Origin of the sequence: Proteus sp. fly-1013, from assembly GCF_040140245.1 — a bacterium.
Classification (GTDB): domain Bacteria; phylum Pseudomonadota; class Gammaproteobacteria; order Enterobacterales; family Enterobacteriaceae; genus Proteus; species Proteus mirabilis_B.
The window spans coordinates 219,193-232,676 of record NZ_JBEEWD010000003.1 but is presented as its reverse complement, the minus strand read 5'-3'; the positions used below and the strand labels follow the sequence as shown (position 1 = coordinate 232,676).

The following is a 13,484-nucleotide window of genomic DNA, read 5'->3' as shown; positions in this document are numbered from 1 at the left end:
ATTACAACGAACAAAATCAAACGAAAACACTATGATATTTTTCATAATTAGCAAATTAATTTTAATTTTAACTATTATTAGGTACAAAATATTGGATAAGGCTAAGTTAATAGATAGTGTTTAATGAAAATATAAATAAAGAAATTATCACAGTTGATTGTTCTGGTAATACTATAAATATTGGTTAAAATGAAAATTAGTAACCTAACTAAATAATCAGAATATTTACTCTACATATTTTGTGTTCTTTGCCGATACTTAAGGTAATAGAGTAGGTAATTAACGGAGAACACAATATGAAAGCACATATCGCTGTTGCTGCTGTATTCGTATTATTATCCGCAAGTGTCCATGCTGAAGAATTTACCTGCCAACTTGAAAATGGTAAGTATGTCAGTGTGTTCGTTGAACATGGAAAGCCTCCTGTTTATCGTTATGGCACACTTGCTAAAACAGAGATCACGCTACCAGTCCCTCAGCAACCCAATAATAATGTCTTTTATGGACATCAGATGTTTGTTGCAGGGGCATCGACCTATGTTCGTTTTAAGAATGGAAACTATAGCTACGTCGTTTATGACGGTGAAGGAAGAGGCTGGAATTTTAACGGTATTATTGTTTATAAAGACAATAACATTATCAGTAAGAAAGAGTGTAAAGAGCCATTAACACCAAGTCTGGATAATATCAAAGATTATTCCATCAAAATGGACCCTTACTTAGAAACGTATATTTATGCTCCATAGTTTTTAGCTTTATTAATTAGACATAAAAAAACCCAATTTTTAAATTGGGTTTTTATTATTTTTAAGCAACGAAATGTATTGATTAGTCTTCTAATAACAGAACAGATTCTAATGCAATTTCAATCATTTCATTAAAGGTAGTTTGACGCTCTTCTGCAGTGGTCTGTGTACCTTTTTTGATGTGGTCAGATACAGTACAGATAGTCAGTGCTTTTGCGCCGTATTCAGCTGCAACACCGTAGATACCTGCTGCTTCCATTTCAACACCTAGGATGCCGTATTTTTCCATTACATCAAACATTTCTGGATCTGGAGAGTAGAACAGATCAGCAGAGAAGATATTACCAACGCGAACTTTAATATCTTTCGCTTTGGCTGCATCAACAGCATTTTGAACTAATTGGTAATCAGCGATAGCGGCAAAGTCTTGGTCTTTGAAACGCAGACGGTTAACTTTAGAGTCAGTACATGCGCCCATACCGATAACAACATCACGCAGTTCAACATCTGGTAATACTGCACCACATGAACCAACACGGATGATAACTTTCACGCCGAAATCTGTAATTAATTCTTTTGCGTAAATTGAGCAGGAAGGAATACCCATACCGTGGCCCATTACAGAAACTTTACGGCCTTTATACGTACCTGTAAAACCTAACATACCACGAACATTATTTACCTGACGCACGTCTTGTAAAAAAGTTTCAGCGATGTATTTAGCACGAAGCGGGTCGCCCGGCATTAAAACGACATCAGCAAAATCGCCCATTTCTGCGTTAATATGAGGGGTAGCCATAATTCTTCCTTTTAATTGATCTTTTTACTATTCAAATATAATTCGGTAGGCATATTACTATGCCTACCGAAGTAAAATTAAAACATTGCTTTACCGTAATCGACAGGAGACACACCGAAGTATTTAACAACAGTTTGGCCGATATCAGCGAAGGTTTCACGATGACCTAATGAACCTGGTTTAACTTTTGGACCATAAACAAGAACAGGAATGTGCTCACGAGTATGATCAGAACCCGGCCAAGTTGGGTCACAACCGTGGTCTGCTGTTAAGATAAGAATGTCATCTTCTTTTACCAGTTCCATTAATTCTGGTAAACGACGGTCGAATAACTCAAGTGCTTCACCGTAACCTACTGCATCACGACGGTGGCCGTAAGATGAGTCAAAGTCAACAAAGTTGGTGAATACAATAGTGTTGTCGCCCGCGAGCTTCATTTCTTCAAGTGTCGCATCAAACAGAGCATTAATACCCGTTGCTTTCACTTTTTTAGTGATACCTACGTTTGCGTAGATGTCAGCAATTTTACCGATAGAAACAACGTGACCTTGTTTTTCATCAACCAGTTTTTTCAACATAGTTGGTGCTGGTGGCTCAACCGCTAAATCATGACGGTTACCTGTACGAGCGAAGTTACCCGGTTTGTCACCGATAAATGGACGCGCAATAACACGACCAATGTTGTAATCGCCTTTGTTTAGTTCATCACGAGCAATTTCACACAGCTCATATAATTCATCTAAACCGTAAGTTTCTTCATGACATGCGATTTGGAATACAGAGTCAGCAGAGGTATAGAAAATCGGCTTACCGGTTTTCATATGCTCTTCGCCCAGTTCATCCAAAATCACTGTACCAGATGCATGGCAGTTACCTAAGTAACCTGGTAATTTTGCACGTTTAACGATGTTTTCTAACAGCTCTTGTGGGAATGAATTTTTCAGTTCTTTGAAGTATCCCCAATCAAACAGAACAGGAACACCAGCGATTTCCCAGTGGCCTGACGGAGTATCTTTACCAGAAGAGATTTCACTCGCGTAGCCATAAGCTCCGATAATATCTGCGTCTTTATCTAAACCAATAGGGAATTTACCTGTTGATTCTTCCGCAGCTTTACCTAAACCTAAACGGCAAAGATTAGGTAAATGAAGAGGACCTTTACGACCATCTCTATCTGCTTTACCGTCAGCAAACGCTTGTGCGATATGCCCTAAAGTGTCTGAACCTTGGTCACCGAATTTCTCCGCATCACCGGCAGCACCGATACCGAAGGAATCTAATACCATGATATGTACACGTTTCATAATTCTCTCTCCTGTGTCATTCTCCGTAGACCACGGATATGTCACTTATAAATCGTAATTGAGTTCTTATTCGCTGATTTGGCGGTACACCATTGGTGAAGCTTCGCGTTTGCTGTCACCAATTACCATCGCTTTACGGACTTCTGCCGCAGCTTCTTGCCATGATTTTTCACTGTTAGCGTGGATCATCGCTAAAGGTGTATCTGTATTGATTTCAGCACCAAGCGCTACGATGTCGCTTAAGCCAACACTGTAATCAATAGCATCAGTTGCTTTACGACGACCACCACCTAATGTCACAACTGACATACCTAATGCACGCGTATCCATTTCAGTGATAAATCCTGCTTTCTCAGCGAATACAGGTTTACTTAATACCGCAGTTGGCAGGTATTTATTGTAGTTTTCAACAAAATCAGATGGGCCTTTCTGTGCTGCAACCATACGACCAAAGACTTCTGCCGCTTTACCGTTATCCAACACATCTTGCAGTTTTTGACGAGCTTGTTGACGATCATCCGCTAAACGGCCTGATACTAACATTTCAACACACAGCGCCATAGTGACTTCAAATAGACGTGGATTACGATATTCGCCTGTTAAGAACTGAACAGCTTCACGAACTTCAACCGCATTACCTGCGCTAGAAGCTAATACTTCGTTCATATCAGTTAACAGTGCAGTGGTTTGACAGCCTGCGCCATTTGCTACTTGGACAATTGACTCAGCCAGCTCTTCAGATTTCTGATAAGTCGGCATAAAGGCACCCGAGCCCACTTTAACGTCCATCACTAATGCATCTAAGCCTTCAGCTAATTTTTTACCTAAAATAGAGGCAGTGATAAGTGGGATTGAATCAACTGTAGCAGTAATATCACGGGTAGCATAAAAGCGTTTGTCAGCAGGTGCTAATGAATTAGTCTGTCCGATAATAGCAACGCCGACATTACGAATAATGTCGCGGAATTTCTCATCATCAGGGAAAATATCAAAGCCTGGAATTGCTTCAAGCTTATCTAATGTTCCACCTGTGTGGCCTAATCCACGACCAGAGATCATAGGAACATAACCACCACAAGCCGCAACCATTGGCCCTAACATCAGTGAAGTTACATCGCCTACACCACCTGTTGAGTGTTTATCAACGATTGGGCCATTTAAATTTAGGCTTTTCCAGTTCAGTACTGTACCGGAATCACGCATAGCTAATGTCAAAGCAACACGCTCTGGCATTGTCATGTCGTGGAAATAAATAGTCATTGCTAATGCAGCAATTTGACCTTCAGAAACAGTATTATCTCTGACGCCATTAATGAAAAAACGAATTTCTTCCTCAGTTAAAGGATGACCATCACGCTTTTTACGAATAATCTCTTGGGCAAGAAACACTGCAACCTCCTGGTTTTATAGCATTGGTAATGCCCACAATAATGAAAAGTGGGCATATTTCACGAATGGATTAGTAACCACTAGACGATTTTTGTTCGCCATGACCTAAAGTGGCTAATAAATTACCTAACAGGCTTGACGCGCCAAAGCGGAAGTGACGGGCATCAACCCAGTTGTCACCCATAATGCGGTTAGCTAATGCAAGGTATTGTGCGGCTTCTTCAGCGGTACGTACACCACCAGCTGGTTTGAAACCAACTTCTTTGCCAACACCCATATCGTGGATCACTTGGATCATTAACTCAGCGCTTTCCAGTGTTGCATTTACAGGTACTTTACCTGTGGAAGTTTTAATAAAGTCAGCACCTGCTTTGATTGAAATTTCAGATGCTTTACGGATAAGTGCTGGATCTTTCAGCTCACCCGTTTCAATAATTACTTTCAGTAAAGAACCTGCTTCTGCACAAGCTTCTTTACAAGCTTTAACGATATCAAAACCGATTTGCTCGTTACCTGCCATAAATGCACGGTAAGGGAAAACTACGTCAACCTCATCTGCGCCATAAGCTAATGCCGCGTTGGTTTCTGCTAATGCGATATCTAAATCATCATTACCATGAGGGAAGTTAGTTACGGTTGCGATACGGACGTCTGGAGTACCCTGTTCGCGTAACACTTTACGTGCTAACGGAATAAAACGTGGGTAGATACAAATAGCGGCTGTATTGCCTTCTGGGCTTTTAGCCTGATGACATAATGCAGTCACTTTTGCATCAGTGTCGTCATCATTTAATGTAGTTAAATCCATCAAAGACAGCGCAAGGCGCGCTGCAGCGGTTAAATCTGTCATAAAACTCTCCAACGATGTTTCTCAAGCCCTTTTGGGCATACGCTTAAGGTTAGCGATTAAATTTGTTGGCGAGCGGACTTGGTTCCTTGAAGATGTTGTTGTAACTTGCGCTACAACGACAGCTGAGCTCCCTCTCACCGCGCTATGCTCACTTCGGCGACCCGTCATTGAGCCTTCGCCATTCCATGAAGTTTCAGCACATCTTATTTGAACACGCTAAGGAACAATTAGATGTGCTTTACGTCACACTAATCAAATGCAACTTGCAAACAATGACATAAAAGTGTGATGAATATCACAATTAGGTCATTTTCTGGTTTAATGTTACTCGAATAGCGCCTTTAAGTCGTCTTTATAACGCAAAAAAAGCGTGATCAATATGAAATGATATTGCTATTGACCCTATTCAATACAAATTGCGAAATATCTCACACAATAAAAGTAGTTAACATTACAGCAGAAAACAAACATAAAAGAGCAGATAGGCAAACCCCATCTGCTCTTCACAATATAAATCAATTAAGCAGCAACAACAGCCATTGCCGTTAATGCAAAGAAGAATCCTGCAATTGTTGCACTCATTAAGTTAGAGAGCGTACCAGCCAGCACAGCTTTCATACCTAAACGCGCTACATCTTTACGACGGTTTGGTGCCATTCCACCTAAACCACCTAGTAGTACAGCAACAGAAGAGAGGTTAGCAAAACCACATAATGCAAAGGAGATAATAACCTTCGTTTGAGCAGATAACACCACTAATCCAGAACCTGCAACTAATGCATCTTCTTTTAGGTATTTACTAAATTCAGAGTAAGCATAGAACTCATTGATAACAATTTTTTGTCCAATAAATGAGCCTGCAATGGTTGCTTCACTCCAAGGTACACCAATCAGGAAAGCAATTGGTGCAAATACCCAACCTAGCACTAGTTCTAATGAGAAATTCTCATAACCAAACCAGCCACCAATACCACCAAGGATACCATTAACTAATGCAATCAATGCAACGAAAGCAAGTAACATAGCACCGACGTTAAGCGCAAGTTGTAAACCTGAAGAGGCGCCCGCAGCAGCGGCATCGATAATATTGGCAGGTTTTTCGTCTTCCGCCATTTTATCCAGCGCATCTTTTTGATCATCTGGTGTTTCTGTTTCAGGGATCAGCAATTTAGCAAAGAGTAAACCACCCGGAGCTGCCATAAAGGATGCTGTGATCAGATACTCCAACGGTACGCCCATACTCGCGTATCCAGCGAGCACTGAACCCGCAACAGAGGCTAAACCACCACACATAACCGCAAAGAGTTCTGAGGTTGTCATTCTTGCAATATAAGGGCGAACAACAAGTGGTGCTTCGGTTTGTCCAACGAAAATATTTGCAGTTGCAGACATAGATTCTGTTCGTGATGTGCCAAGTACTTTTTGTAAGCCACCACCCAGAATTTTAATAACTATTTGCATAATGCCAAGGTAATACAGCACTGCAATTAATGAAGAGAAGAACACGATAACAGGTAGTACGCGTAGGGCGAATACGAAGCCGCCACCACCAAACAACTCGAACATTTTATCTGATACTAGGCCTGCGAATAGGAAGCTCATCCCATTATTGCCGTAATCAATAACATTCTTAACGCCATCAGAAACCGCAAGAAGCACCTCGCGACCACCGTCGGAATAAAGAACGAAGGCACCTAAGCCAATCTGAATAAGGAATGCGCCACCAACTGTACGTAGTCTAATTGCACGTCGATTGCTGGAAAACAGAATGGCTATCAATATTAATGTTACCATTCCGACCAAGCTCATAATGAGTTGCATTGAAGGATCCCTGTTCACATAAAAATTTAATGGATTATCAATAATGCCCTTGCCAGAGCTTATTGACTCTTTTTGCCGGATAATTATACCTAGTCTAAGAAAAGAACCCTCAATATCCATCACAAATAGAGTCTGAAAAAAGTAACACAAAAGTCACAAATGAGAAGTTGATCACATAAACAAGAAAGAAAACGCATTTGTTGAACAGGCTAATTAGAAAAAATACGCTTGGGATTAACAAAACGTATTTTCAATCTTAAATCGAGGGAATAAACAAACGCCCTATTCATATTAATAAGATTAAAATAAGGGGCGTTTTTAACCTTTAGATAAACCGCATTTTCATTCAAGCGCTAGGTAATATTGTTGAGCCCAAATAATTGTAGGCTATTGAGATAGAGTTGCTCTGCGATCACCTCTGGTGATCCTTGACGTAGCTCACAGAGTTGGGAAAAAACGTTCTGAATACGTTCTGGACGATTAGGTTCACCTTGAAAACCACTCACAGGCATATCAGGTGCATCTGTTTCTAGTAACAGATATTCTAGCGGTAACGAGGCAATTGCACGGCGAGTTTTTTGTGCTCGCTCATAAGTAATGGTTCCACCAACGCCAATAAAATAGCCTTGCTGAATAAACTTTTCTGCCTGTTGCAGACTTCCTGCAAAACCATGAATAACCCCTTTACGAGGCACATCATAACGGCGTAAAAGCGCACTTAGTTTATCGTGGGTTTTACGTGAATGTAGGATCACGGGTAAATCAAATTTAATCGCTAACTTAAGCTGTGCAATTAAAAATGCCTCTTGCTTCTCTGGCTGAGGATTTTCCATATAGTCATCAAGCCCAATCTCTCCAATGGCGACACAACGAGAAGCTGTTTTTAATTTTTGTTCTAATTCCAATAGATGTTGTTCAGTGTGCTCTTCAATATATAAAGGGTGTAATCCCAATGCATAATATAATTGATGATGATTATTAGCGAGCTCAGCAACAACATCAAAATTCCAACGGGCAACGGCAGGAATAATTATTTTTTCAACATGAGCTTGATGCGCTAATGACAAGCTATTGGCAATATCATCATAAAAAACTGGGAAATCAAAATGGCAGTGAGTATCAATAAATTTATTCATTCTGAATTTGCCTCACATCAGGATGTACGCTTCGAGTTCCTTGTTGAATAATAGAAGCATTCTCTGCTTTATCCGCCTTCGCTTCTTGTTCAAATAAGCTAAAGACTTTTTTATCGTGCTGTTTGAATTTTTTCTTAGAAAAGTGCTGACCAATTGTCGCCAGAAAATAGCGGCCACAACGCCTACCCACATGATAATCATGATTTAATGCACTTAAACGACTTCCTAATGCACTAGATTGCAATGTCGTTGGTGGATAAATTTCAATAACCACAACATCTTCTGGGGGAGATTGGATAAATTTAATTGTTTCGGTATAGGTTTCGATATGTACTTGTGCCATCTCCATAAAGCGCTGTAAACGGCTATTTTCAAACCATTTTCCCATACGCTCAACCCACTCTGTTGTGTATTGGTATTCAGAAGGAACAGTACGAACAACGACAATAGTACGACAACCTCGTCGATAAGCTTCTCTCACAGGAATAGCATCGCTGATCCCACCATCATGATAAACAACATCATGAAATAAGACACCATTACGATAAAAAGCAGGAATAGCACTGGACGCTTTGATTATCTCAAGCCAAGTCGGTTCATCAGGTTGAAAATAATTTGCCTGAAAATTATCAGAACGACTTGCCACCATATAAAACTCACGACCCGCATCAAAACGGCGTAGCGCTGTTGGCATATCAAGAGGCATTTCTTTGGCTGTCGTATCTATATACCAATCAAGATCGAGTAAATTGCCGCCACGGACAAAGCGAATGGGATTGAAGAATTGATTATTGGTTGTATAACGATTAATAATTTTACGTGCATATCCACGCTGACCACAGGCAAAAGCAGATAAATTTTGCGCACCCGCAGACACCCCAAGTAGAATATCAAAGGGATCAAATTGTGATCGCATAAATTCATCAAGGACACCCGCAGTAAAGATCCCGCGTTGACCTCCGCCTTCACAAACTAAAGCGACTTTGCCTTGTGGTAGTGAGGATTGAAATTCGAGTGCCGTAATATTATTTAATGTGACAGGTATATACTTCCCCATAATGTCTCCTTTATACAACTTATCAAAGGATACCCGCACATTTTTTTGACGTCATTATTTTTACGTATTCATACAAATAAATTAGACAATATCTTCTTAGAATATGACGAATACAAAAGAAAATCATGTTTATGATTTGATATTTACATCTGAGTCTACGCTTTTAACGCCTTCAATTTTTTCAATAAGTTGTAAGATCTTTTCTTCTTGGGCTTTACTATCAACAAAACCTGAAAGAAAAACATGCCCAAACTCAGTGCGAACAGAAATATTCTCACTATCAATATCTTGCATTGGTAATAGCGTATCTTTAATTTTATTCGAGATGGAAGTATCACTTAAATAATAACCCGTGTTATTTCCACTGTTATTGATTTCGCTATACCACGATGTTTCAGCTGATGCACCCATACTAACAACAGCTAAGCCCATTGACATCACTAACGCTAATTTTAGCGTTTTATATTGTTTCATTGCTCTCCCCCTAATCACAATAACTGCGATAGGAAATATGTGTGTTTTAATATCTATATTTTTATGAAGCACTACAAAATTTTAACAATCTAAGCTATTACACTAATAAGCTATTTGAGTTAAATAAAGCAAAAAATAGCAAATAAAGACTAATCCTAATAATTTTATTCTAATAATAACAAATAAAACTATAATAAATTTTACATATATTTATAAATAAGTATAAAAACGAGCATAATGTTAACAGAAAAAAAAGAGTGTAATTCCAAATTAAGAAGGGCTTTTTGGCAGGATATTAGGGATATGCAGAGTAGATTTAACTAATAAAATCGAAGAAACAAAAAAGGCTATATTAAGAAATATAGCCTTTTCATTAGATTACATACTCTAAATAATTCAAGTTGCAACTGTAAGTATGCCAATGCCATTACTCTAAATAATTCAAGTTGCAACTAGGCGACAAGTAAATGAGTCGCTAGGAACATACACAAGTATGTGACTAGTGCGAATGAACGTAGTCAACAACGTTGCAGCTTGAAGTATGACGAGTAAATTCAAGATGTAGCTAGGCGACAATTAAATGAGTCGCTAGGAACATACACAAGTATGTGACTAGTGCGAATGAACGCCGTCAACAACGCTACACCTTGAAGTATGACGAGTATTAGTGTTCACGCGTCTGATGAAACTCAACATCAGGATAACGCTCACGCGTTAAATTCAAGTTAACCATCGTTGGTGCGATATAAGTTAAGTTATCGCCGCCATCAAGTGCCAAGTTTTGTTCATTTTTACGTTTAAACTCTTCGAGTTTTTTCTCGTTGTTACATTCAACCCAGCGAGCTGTTGAAACGTTCACGGATTCATAAATCGCTTCAACGTTATATTCACTCTTAAGTCTTGCAACAACTACATCAAACTGAAGCACACCCACTGCACCTACGATTAAATCGTTATTTGCCAGTGGTCTAAAGACCTGTACAGCACCTTCTTCTGATAACTGTACCAATCCTTTAAGTAACTGCTTCTGTTTTAACGGATCACGTAAACGAATACGGCGAAATAACTCAGGCGCAAAGTTTGGAATACCGGTAAATTTCAGGATTTCACCTTGAGTAAAGGTATCACCAATTTGGATTGTACCGTGGTTATGAAGACCAATGATATCCCCTGGATAAGCATGTTCTACGTGAGAACGATCGCCTGCCATAAAGGTTAATGCATCAGAAATCACCACATCTTTTTTGATGCGGACTTGGTGTAACTTCATGCCTTTATCATACATACCTGACACTACACGCAGGAATGCAACACGGTCACGGTGTTTAGGGTCCATATTGGCTTGGATCTTAAAGACGAAACCTGTGAATGTCTCTTCAGATGCGGTAACTTCACGCATATCAGTTTGACGAGGCATTGGTGCTGGTGCCCATTTTACAAGGCCATCAAGCATATGGTTAACACCAAAGTTACCTAATGCAGTACCAAAGAATACAGGCGTTAATTCGCCAGCTAAGAATGCTTCATGATCAAATTCATGAGATGCACCTAATACCAACTCTAATTCATCACGTAATTGGCTTGCTAAATCATCACCAATAGCTTCATCAAGCTCTGGGTTATCTAACCCTTTAATGACGCGAGAATCCTGAATAGTATGACCTTGACCTGTTTGATAAAGATAGGTTTCATCTTTAAGAATGTGATAAACCCCTTTAAAGAGTTTTCCGCAACCAATAGGCCAAGTCACAGGGCTACATGCAATTTTCAATTCTGTTTCAACTTCGTCCATGACTTCCATTGGATCACGAATATCACGGTCGAGTTTATTCATAAAAGTCAGAATTGGAGTGTCACGTAAACGTGTTACTTCCATTAACTTACGAGTACGATCTTCAACCCCTTTAGAGGAGTCAATTACCATTAAACAGCAGTCAACTGCGGTTAAAGTACGATAAGTATCTTCAGAGAAGTCTTCGTGCCCTGGGGTATCTAATAAGTTAACTAAGCAATCTGCATAAGGGAACTGCATGACTGAGGTTGTAATAGAAATACCACGTTGTTTTTCCATTTCCATCCAGTCAGATTTTGCATGCTGATTTGAACCACGGCCTTTTACGGTTCCTGCACGTTGAATTGCTTGTCCGAATAACAACACTTTTTCAGTGATGGTTGTTTTACCCGCATCGGGGTGGGAAATAATGGCAAAAGTTCTACGACGAGCAACTTCTTGCTGAAAAATAGGATTAGACATCAATGGTGATCTTCTGGTTGATAGACGAGAGAATGTAAGGCACTGATATATTGCGATAAGTAATAATTAAAGTGACTATAAAAGACATTCAACCCGTAAGTTAATCTTAATTGGCGCTTATTTTCGCCTATCTTGTCTGTATAAACAATCAATGGTTACTATTTTATCTGCTTGAGGGAGTGATGCCTAGTGTTCGTGATAGGTAATAACATTCATCAATTATGATCTCACTGTATTATGGTGCTTTATTGGCGAGAGATGAATCAGCTTATTCAAAAAGCTGTTTTATCGTTTTCATCGGAAGAAACATTCTAACTCGCCCATTATGCTCACAAAGAACATCAAAGCCAAACTTTGCATAAAATGATTTTGAGGCATCAGTTAAGCAATCAACAACGACTGCATACGCTCTCATATAGGTATTTACCTTCCACAAATAATGAAGCGCACGAACAAGGCTTATTTTCCCCAAACCAACGCCATGAAAATCTTTATGCACAGCTAACTGAGCAAGTAAAAAAACAGGTATAGGATAACGAGGGAGCTTTTTGGCTAAACTTGTTGGTAATGTTTCTCGATGTATAGCACTAGGCGTTATGCTGTAAAATGCACATATCGAGTATTTTTGATTATCCAACAACTGTTTGCTGGGTAAAACCATTGTCCGGCTTATCCCAGCTTGCATATGCTTAATTGCTTGGGTTTGAAGAAATGTATTAAGCTCCACTTCCCCACAATCAAACGACGTCCTATCATGTTTTAGCTTACATAATTCTTCAAACTCTTTGCCTATACTCACTTAATACCACTTTTATTTGCAAGTTGGACTGCATCAATAAGTGCTTGGTTAGGGGCTTTAGCATTATCACAAGCTGTTAGAAACTCATCAAAAATATCATTTTTAACTTCAATACTTTCGTGTTGCAAAATGACCTGTGTTGCATTTTCATCCATTAACCTAACAACATACTCCGTTAAACTCTTAAGCCCTAACAACGCTGATGCTTTTTCAGCTTTTGCTTTTATCTCTTCGTCAAGCCGAATATCAAGACGTGTTGTTGCCATATAATCTCCTTTGTACGTATCTTTTCCGTACCAAAAGAGATTATATTGCATAGATTTCAACCAATCAACCTTGTACAGCAAATTTCCACTCTTCTTTTCTGTATGCATTACATACAAAGATCTACAATTTCTAACCCAGTTAGCCATTTGTTCTGTGAAGAATGTCATGGTTTGATTTATAAATGTAGCAAGTGCATTGAGAGTTGTTGATTGACTACTCTGCTATTAAAAAAAACCAATACCATTAATAAAGCCCTGAATTAGCCTATTTATTTTCGGTTAAAATCGGGATTGAATATAAGATCCTATATAAATACACCTTTATTTAGATTTAATTTTGTCTATATTTAGAGACTAATCACTTTATTTAAAACAAAAACAAATACTCAATTTACTTATTTCAAATACTATTCACCTTTTTAACACTGTTATAATCACCTAACGTTTTAAAATTAAACAATGACAAAAGTGAAATTAACTTGATAAATTTACATTAAGTAAAAATAAAGATAAATTTTAAATACAATTAATAAAAAATAAAATCTTCATACTTCAAATAAAATAAAAAAACGCCTAATAGAAGGCGTTT

The 13,484-nt window shown here is 38.8% G+C and carries 12 protein-coding genes; 1 reads left to right on the top strand and 11 read right to left on the bottom strand.

Annotation, left to right across the window (positions count from 1 at the left end; all coding sequences use genetic code 11):
- Window positions 1–296: 296 nt before the first annotated feature.
- The gene (locus tag ABN236_RS07705; RefSeq protein ID WP_088494576.1) at window positions 297–746 is read left to right on the top strand and encodes a hypothetical protein; all 450 of its coding nucleotides are present in this window, start codon (window positions 297–299) and stop codon (window positions 744–746) included.
- Between the two features lie 82 nt (window positions 747–828).
- On the opposite strand, the gene deoD is transcribed toward ABN236_RS07705, so the two are convergent.
- From deoD to ABN236_RS07650, 11 genes are all read right to left on the bottom strand, one after another.
- Entirely contained in the window at window positions 829–1,545 is a 717-nt protein-coding gene (gene deoD, locus ABN236_RS07700) for a purine-nucleoside phosphorylase (RefSeq protein WP_036934279.1), read from the bottom strand.
- 77 nt (window positions 1,546–1,622) lie between these two features.
- The gene (gene deoB / locus ABN236_RS07695; protein WP_088494575.1) at window positions 1,623–2,849 is read right to left on the bottom strand and encodes a phosphopentomutase; all 1,227 of its coding nucleotides are present in this window, start codon (window positions 2,847–2,849) and stop codon (window positions 1,623–1,625) included.
- 66 nt (window positions 2,850–2,915) lie between these two features.
- Complete coding sequence (gene deoA / locus ABN236_RS07690; protein ID WP_006536108.1) at window positions 2,916–4,238, bottom strand: thymidine phosphorylase; 1,323 nt, start codon at window positions 4,236–4,238, stop codon at window positions 2,916–2,918.
- A 70-nt stretch (window positions 4,239–4,308) separates the two neighbouring features.
- The gene (deoC, locus tag ABN236_RS07685; protein WP_064721106.1) at window positions 4,309–5,088 is read right to left on the bottom strand and encodes a deoxyribose-phosphate aldolase; all 780 of its coding nucleotides are present in this window, start codon (window positions 5,086–5,088) and stop codon (window positions 4,309–4,311) included.
- Window positions 5,089–5,607: 519 nt separating this feature from the next.
- Window positions 5,608–6,909 (bottom strand): NupC/NupG family nucleoside CNT transporter, encoded by a 1,302-nt coding sequence (locus ABN236_RS07680; RefSeq protein ID WP_088494573.1) that lies wholly within the window; start codon window positions 6,907–6,909, stop codon window positions 5,608–5,610.
- A gap of 353 nt (window positions 6,910–7,262) precedes the next feature.
- Window positions 7,263–8,045 (bottom strand): TatD family hydrolase, encoded by a 783-nt coding sequence (locus tag ABN236_RS07675; RefSeq protein WP_349473705.1) that lies wholly within the window; start codon window positions 8,043–8,045, stop codon window positions 7,263–7,265.
- Window positions 8,038–9,102 (bottom strand): patatin-like phospholipase family protein, encoded by a 1,065-nt coding sequence (locus ABN236_RS07670; protein ID WP_194951234.1) that lies wholly within the window; start codon window positions 9,100–9,102, stop codon window positions 8,038–8,040. The genes ABN236_RS07675 and ABN236_RS07670 overlap by 8 nt, the downstream gene beginning before the upstream one ends.
- A gap of 129 nt (window positions 9,103–9,231) precedes the next feature.
- Window positions 9,232–9,576: a BON domain-containing protein gene (locus ABN236_RS07665; RefSeq protein WP_088494570.1), complete on the bottom strand. Its 345-nt coding sequence runs from the start codon at window positions 9,574–9,576 to the stop codon at window positions 9,232–9,234.
- A 664-nt stretch (window positions 9,577–10,240) separates the two neighbouring features.
- Complete coding sequence (gene prfC / locus ABN236_RS07660) at window positions 10,241–11,830, bottom strand: peptide chain release factor 3 (RefSeq protein ID WP_098941888.1); 1,590 nt, start codon at window positions 11,828–11,830, stop codon at window positions 10,241–10,243.
- 268 nt (window positions 11,831–12,098) lie between these two features.
- A complete protein-coding gene (locus ABN236_RS07655) occupies window positions 12,099–12,629 on the bottom strand; it encodes a GNAT family N-acetyltransferase (protein WP_194951237.1) in 531 nt (176 codons plus the stop codon).
- Window positions 12,626–12,895: a type II toxin-antitoxin system TacA family antitoxin gene (locus tag ABN236_RS07650; RefSeq protein ID WP_194951238.1), complete on the bottom strand. Its 270-nt coding sequence runs from the start codon at window positions 12,893–12,895 to the stop codon at window positions 12,626–12,628. Before ABN236_RS07650 ends, ABN236_RS07655 begins: the two co-directional genes overlap by 4 nt.
- Window positions 12,896–13,484 lie beyond the last annotated feature (589 nt).